This window comes from Chitinivibrionales bacterium, from assembly GCA_014728215.1.
Taxonomy (GTDB): Bacteria; Fibrobacterota; Chitinivibrionia; order Chitinivibrionales; family WJKA01; genus WJKA01.
Map to the genome: position 1 here is coordinate 22492 of WJLZ01000196.1, position 6453 is coordinate 28944.

The 6453-nt window shown below is 45.7% G+C and carries 4 protein-coding genes; 1 reads left to right on the forward strand and 3 read right to left on the reverse strand.

Annotated features, from left to right (window positions below; all coding sequences use genetic code 11):
* Window positions 1–34: 34 nt before the first annotated feature.
* The 3 genes from GF401_17605 to GF401_17615 all read right to left on the reverse strand — a co-directional run bounded on the left by GF401_17605 (window position 35) and on the right by GF401_17615 (window position 4475).
* Entirely contained in the window at window positions 35–2023 is a 1989-nt protein-coding gene (locus GF401_17605) for a hypothetical protein (GenBank protein ID MBD3346874.1), read from the reverse strand.
* Window positions 2020–3942 (reverse strand): cadmium-translocating P-type ATPase, encoded by a 1923-nt coding sequence (cadA, locus tag GF401_17610; protein MBD3346875.1) that lies wholly within the window; start codon window positions 3940–3942, stop codon window positions 2020–2022. Before cadA ends, GF401_17605 begins: the two co-directional genes overlap by 4 nt.
* A 95-nt stretch (window positions 3943–4037) precedes the next feature.
* Window positions 4038–4475 carry an AgmX/PglI C-terminal domain-containing protein gene (locus tag GF401_17615; GenBank protein ID MBD3346876.1) on the reverse strand — a complete coding sequence of 146 codons (438 nt, stop codon included), beginning with the start codon at window positions 4473–4475 and terminating at the stop codon, window positions 4038–4040.
* Window positions 4476–4811: 336 nt separating this feature from the next.
* Here GF401_17615 and GF401_17620 point away from each other — a divergent pair.
* The coding region (locus tag GF401_17620; protein MBD3346877.1) for an alkaline phosphatase at window positions 4812–6453 on the forward strand (1642 nt) is incomplete at its 3' end.

Genomic DNA, 6453 nt, shown 5'->3' on the forward strand with positions numbered 1-6453 from the left:
TGTTTAAATGCCCGGTAGCACAGCGAGTAAATATTTATTCAAAATCATCCTGGTCCAGCATACGTCTGGCTTGCCCACCCGGAAGTGTCATACGAAGAAGCATGTCGTTCCGATCGCCGATCACCATCATTTTACGACGGTCTTCGAGACCGGTTTCCAGGATAGATAAAAATCTTTCGTACCGGTAATTTTTTGATGCATTCCGATATAAGGCCTGTTCCTGTTTGAATCGTTCGGTTTTTCCACGCTCCTCGTACTCCCGGCTCCACCGATAAGCATAGGCATCCATTACAAGTTGCGAAACATCGCCGCCGCAATTAAGCAATATTGTTTCACCATCCGTGGATATCTGCTGTTTTTCCTCTTCAGCCTTGTCGATAAGCGCTGCCAGTTTCTTGAAATTATCTTTTGAACCGGCTGTCTCAACCTGAATCTGAATGGCTTCCTGCCTGGCTTGTTGAATCCTGGTTTCCCGCTCCTGACGAGCGGCAATAGTTTGTTCAAATGCCTCAGCAACTTCGTAGGGGGGATGAACTGCAGTTACCCCTGTATGAATTATATCTATACCAAGTTTGTGTCGGTTACAATGTTCCTGCATGCGCGTAACTAAAAGATCACTGAGTGCAAGCCGCTTTTCACAGAACATATCATCGATATCATAAGCATAAATCATCCGGGACACTTCAGCCTCGGCATATTTTTTTAACATCAGGTCAGGAGCACAGGATACGGCAATGTAATCGTGTAACCTGCTGATGACATACTCGACAACAATATCAGCTCCGATCAGTGATATTGAAGGCGCTCTGTTTTCTGTACGGTTGAATCTCCCCCCCGATTTTCGTGCATCGCTATAGAGCTCCTTAGGAGCCGAAATAATTAAAAGCTCTTCATTGAAAAGTCCATGACGGTTTGTCCAGAGTATAGGTACTCTCTCCTTATATATTTTTCCCCCACTCTCTTTCGAACGATGCGACCCTGCATGCACCCGCCTGATTTGTTTCACGTTGAAGGTACGGACACTCCCAACAGGCCAGGGGTATCTGAAATGAATCCCCGGCCCCAGGGTTTCGGGGGACACATTACCAAAGGTGAGGGCAACAGCCTGTTCGGACTGTTCTACAATTATGACACAGCTCAAAAGCATGAGAACCGGAACACTCAGTCCCACAAAGGGAATGATCATTTGTCGAATATAGGCAAATACTGATGTTTTCGATATATCGAAACCGAAAAGGTCATGAAGCATTCCTTTCATTATCAGGACTGCATTAGCGGGTGAGAGAAGACTTTCACCAAGGTAGGAATAAAATGCAGGCCGTGGGCATTCACCCGCTTTCTGAGGTCTGTATATTTTTATAAGAATGGAAAATATAATCTCCGTTGCAAAAAGTGCGTTTACGGATGCAATGACATATACTGCAAAGGGACTTACATTTACAAAAGATATATAATCCAGCCAGGCACAAAGACATAACAGGACAAAAAGAAATGCGGCCAACGCAAGATAATGGACTCCGGCACGAAGAGACTTGAGCGTCGGCTCACCTGCAATCTGCGTAAAATAAACTGCGGCTATTATGAGCACCAGCCCGGCCACCGCTTCAAGGGCTATAACCGGCAAGGCACGTTCGGCAGCAATGCCGACCACGTCATTTAACGGTAAAAATAGCGGCACCGCACCCCTTACCAACAAAGCCAGTACACTGATTTCAAATAACCACACACAATACTTCCAGTAAAAACGACTCAATTTCAGGTCATGTATCATACTGCCGGCATGAGTTTTTGCAATTGGGTGGGAATTCCGGGGACTATCTTTGCTTTTTAGTAAACAGACAATTATAAGATGAAGCCAGACCGGCAATCCTGCGCAGGCTGTCCAAAAAGCAAAAGAAGCGAGAATGCTGTTAAAAAAAGATGAAAGCAGATACAGGGTTAGTGCGCCGGCGGTCTGAACCCCCAAACCGGCGGCGCTATAGATCGTTCCTTTGGTGTAAACGTGTCGGGAATCTGATTTCATGTCAACTCTTCTCCAACGCGGAGCAGCCGGGCTGAGTTAAAAACAACAAACACCGAACTGAATGTATGTAATATCACCGCCAGCACCGGTGAAATGAATCCTCCGGCACTCAAGGCAAACAACGTAAGGATATACAGGATACTGAATACAAGATTCTGACGAATAGTGTAAGTAACCCGGTGAGAAAGGCGCATGATAAATGGAATCCGGTTCAAATTATCGTTCATCAGTACGATCGATGCGGAATGAATAGCGACATCGCTTCCTGCAGCCCCCATGGCAATTGAGAGATCGCCCGCAGCCAGTGCGGGGGCATCATTGACACCATCCCCCACAACCGCAACAGTATCCCCTTCCCTTTTTATATCCATAACAGTCGTCATTTTTTCGTACGGAAGCACCTCTGCTTTGACCTCACATCCCAACTGAGCGGCAACCCGTTCGGCGGGTTCTTTATGATCGCCGGTCAGCATAATAATTTTTGCAATCTTTTCCTTTTTCAGTTCGGTAATGATACTTCCGGCCTCCGGCTTTACATAATCCGAAAATTCTATCGTACCGATAAATTCATTGTTCCGTGATACATACAGCCGGCTTGTCCCTTTGCCGTTTTCGGTGACGGCAATTTTTTGGGCGGTCTGTTCTTCAATCCATTCCCTGCGCCCAACTGCGAGCGGAACATTGTTAATCGCTCCTTTCACGCCGAATCCCGGACGTTCCTCAAAGTTTTCCGGTTTTGCGCCGATAATATTCCGCCGGGAACTCTCATCGATAACGGCCTTCGCTACGGGATGACTTGAATACTGTTCCAGTCCCGCGGCAATATTCAATACCTCATGTTCATCGACACCGTTTTCAAGATGAATATCCTTGACGGCAAGTATTCCGGTAGTAAGCGTGCCTGTTTTATCAAAAACAATTGTGGTGATTTTATCGGCAATTTCCAGACTGACGACATTTTTGATGATTACCCCCAGGCGCGCCGCCGCACTGAGGGCTGATATCAGGGCCGTCGGACTTGATAAAAGTATCGTGCAGGGACAGGCAATAATAAGCATGGAGATTGCTCGATCGAGATCACGGGTAAAAAAGAGCACAATACCTGCAAGCATGAGGATAACCGGCGTATACCAGGCGATATAGGTATTGATCAGCCGCATCACCGGTGTCTTGCTCTGTTCGGCCTGGACAATCATCTCTTGTATTTTTGACAAAGTAGAATCATCGCCGTCGGCGGTAATCCGAATAATGAGAATTCCCGACAGGTTGATGGTACCGCTGTAGACCGAATCATTGATATTTTTTTCCACAGGAATAGACTCGCCGGTAATAGTGGCTTCATTAACTGTACTGAATCCTTCACAAACAACACCATCACCGGGGATCCTGTCGCCCGGCCGGACCTGGACAATATCACCGGCTTTCAATCTGCTTATATCTATTTCTTCAATAGAATTTCCGCTCTTGATTCTTGCCAATGATGGCGACAGTCTGAGAAGGGCTTCCAGATTTTTTCGTGCCCCGAGCTGGGACCGGTACTCTATTAATGTTGAAACAATCATAAAGAGGGCAATAAACGCCGCAACCCGGTATTCCCCCGTACTGAAAGATGCGATAAAACTGAGCGCGGCCAGTTCATTCATTTCAAGTCTTTGGTCCCAGAGATCTTTCAGGGCATGGAACACCAGCGGCGTACCAAGGAACAGCGCAGCCGGAAGAGCACAAAAATCACCATATTCACTTTTATCAAATAGGAAAGAAGCGAGATATGAGTTAAAAAGAAAAAAACCGCCCATAAGACAGGTTATTACCTGCAGATGAAAACGACGGGACTCGTTTTCAAGCATTTGCTTAACAAAACCATGAGCCATAGCGTGCAGATCTATGCTGAATGCTCCCTCACAATCAACCCGGCACATCCGGGTTCGGTGGAGCTGCAGATAAAGTATACGCTATGATTGTTAGGATTATATAAGAAATTATTTAGCGCTGTAATGATTCTTTAACGAAACTGTCATTTTCCAAGTTTAATCGGATAGACAACTTCGGTTTCGCTGTTATGGGAACCGAAATAATCGAATTCGAGACTGCGGATTACTTTCATAAACTCGGAAATGAACTGTTCGTCTTCGATGGTTTTTCTCTGAATTTCGATTGTGGTGACTTCGCCCTGAAATTCAACAACAAATCTGAGTTCGATCATTCCTTTAAGGTCGGGATTTCCTTTTTGTGCCTCTGCGTAGATTTCTTTTATCCGGCAGACATAGGGGACCATATTTTTGATGATATTTCTTTTTGTCCGCTCGCCTTCAACTTTCAATCCGGCCACTTTGTTCGGGATAGTATCGTAACAATGTTTTTGATCGTCGGCTTCACTTTGCTTTGAGCATTTACAAATAATAACACACAACGAAACGACTGCAAAAAATGAGATAGTGCGTGGTAATTTCATAATTTCCTCCTTTCAACAACGGCGTTTAAAATACATTCTTTCCCGCCCCGGTTCTTTATTTAATTCGCTTAAAATCCTTTCTTACAAAATTTAAATAATCCGCTTATCTTCTGTTTATAATCATGATCAATTTTAGTTAATCACTTTCGTACAGCCCAGGCGTGAATACCCATCAATCCTCGGAAAGTTCTACAACAATTGCTCTTCACACAAAAAAGGAAAGGAGGTCTGAAAGAAAAGCTTTTTCATCAGTACAACAGATTCATTATTTCAGTATTCAGCGTTATTAAAAAATTAATTCTACATCAATCGTTTTTTTTCAAGCAGGAGGAAAAAATGAAAAAGACTCTTTCTCTTCTTTTAGTAGCCGCCCTTACAACAGGCGTGTTTGCAAAAGTTAAAAATGTCATCGTTTTGGTTCCCGACGGTTGTGATGCCACAATCCAGACTTTGGCCCGTTGGTACAAAGGTGAAGATCTTCAGATCGATAAAATGAGAAGAGGCGCGGTAAAGATTCATATGGCTAACTCGATTATCACCGGTTCGGCAGCTGCTGCAACCGCATTTTCTTCCGGTTACAAAACAACTGTTCGTTTTCTCGGTATCGCTCCCAGCGAAGATAACTACACAAATCTTCCGGGCACCGAGATCAAGCACGAGCCCTATGCGCCGATGGCAACGGTTCTGGAAGCTGCAAAGCTGAAGGGTAAGGCGGTGGGTCTTGTATCAACCAGCCGTATTACTCACGCCACACCGGCAGCTTTTGCCTGTCATATCCACGATCGCGGTATGGATAATGAAATTATGGAACATATGGTTTATCAGAACCTTGATGTTGCTTTTGGTGGCGGTGGCCGTCATTTGATCACCAAAGCCGAGGGAGGAAAACGCACCGACGGCGAAAATCTGAAACAGGTCCTTCTCGACCGCGGTTATGCCTATGTTGAAACCCGCGATGAATTGCTTGCTCTCGAAGCAGACAAAGCATGGGGAATGTTTGCCAGCAGCCACATGGACGCCGACATGGACCGTGCTGAATTCAATCCCACAGAACCGTCAATTGCGGAAATGACCGCCAAAGCGCTCGAGATCCTTTCTCAGGACCCCGATGGTTTCTTTATCATGATTGAAGGAAGCCAGGTCGACTGGGCCGGTCATAATAACGATCCTGTTTATATGACCACCGACATGATCGCCTTCGATGAAGCCGTTGAAGTTGCAGTTGATTTTGCCAAGAAAAACAAGAACACCCTCGTTCTTGCTTTTCCCGATCACAACACCGGTGGACCGAAAATTGGACATTATTACACTTCGACCCACTACACCAACACCAAGATCGAAGATCTTGTTGCTCCGCTCAAGGGCATGAAAATCACCGCCGGCGGCGTTGTGGATAAAATGGAAGACGATTATTCCATTGCAAATATCCAATCAGCCGTCTCTGAATGGTGGGGACTCGATATCACTGCGGAAGATGCTCAGGATATTCTGGACTATGCTGCAGATGTTGGCATGTCCTATTCATTGGCCCGTATACTCAGCGAAAGATACACCATTGTTGGTTGGACAACTCATGGTCATAATGGTGAAGATGTACCGGTCTGGGCCTATGGAAAAGGCTCCGGCGCTTTCACCAAACTACTTGACAATACCGATCTTGCGAAAAAGATCGCCCGCAAAATGGGTTGCAACCTGAGAAGAACGACAAAGGACCTCTTTGTTGAAGTCAGCTCCCGCCCCGATTACGAACTCGACGAAACCGATCCGGCAAATCCTGTTGTAAAAATCGGTGACGCTCAGCTTCCTGTCAGCAAAGACCTTGTCATGGTCGGTGGTTCCACCTACCAACTCAACGGAATCGTTGTTCACGCGCCGATGACCGGCAAAACATATATCCCGAAACAGGCGCTCGATATCATTTATGGTGACTATATCGATGATTACGACGACGACGACGACGACGATGACGACGATGATG

Excerpts from the sequence above, each read along its gene's own strand:
- cadA (MBD3346875.1), bottom strand. The coding sequence starts at position 3,942 with ATGTGCCGGGTTGATTGTGAGGGAGCATTCAGCATAGATCTGCACGCT.
- GF401_17615 (MBD3346876.1), bottom strand. The coding sequence starts at position 4,475 with ATGAAATTACCACGCACTATCTCATTTTTTGCAGTCGTTTCGTTGTGT.
- GF401_17605 (MBD3346874.1), bottom strand. The coding sequence starts at position 2,023 with ATGAAATCAGATTCCCGACACGTTTACACCAAAGGAACGATCTATAGC.